Source organism: Mesorhizobium sp. M4B.F.Ca.ET.203.01.1.1, assembly GCF_004791025.1.
Classification (GTDB): Bacteria; Pseudomonadota; Alphaproteobacteria; order Rhizobiales; family Rhizobiaceae; genus Mesorhizobium; species Mesorhizobium abyssinicae.
The window spans coordinates 1-300 of sequence record NZ_SRUO01000239.1; the positions used below are offsets into that span (position 1 = coordinate 1).

At 69.7% G+C, this 300-nt stretch carries 1 pseudogene; it reads left to right on the forward strand.

Annotation, left to right across the window (positions count from 1 at the left end):
* Positions 1-300: pseudogene (locus EN846_RS34490) on the forward strand (RNA polymerase subunit sigma-70); the annotation flags it as partial.

Genomic DNA, 300 nt, shown 5'->3' on the forward strand with positions numbered 1-300 from the left:
CTATCACATGCCGCCATGGCGGGAATGGTACCGCGGACATCAGGCAATCGGCGCCTTCCTGGGGAGCGTCTGGGGCAATTTCGCCGGCTACCGCGCGGTCGCGACCAGGGCGAGCGGCCAGCCCGCCGTCGCGCTCTACGCCCAGCGCCACCAGGACCCCATTTGGCGGGCGCATTCGCTGCATGTCATCGAACCGGCCGACGGCAAGATCGCCTCGCTGACGATCTACGTCCCGCCGCTCGGCCCCGCCTTGTTCGCGGCCTTTGGCCTGCCGCCGGAGCCGCTTGCCTCGAGGGTCTA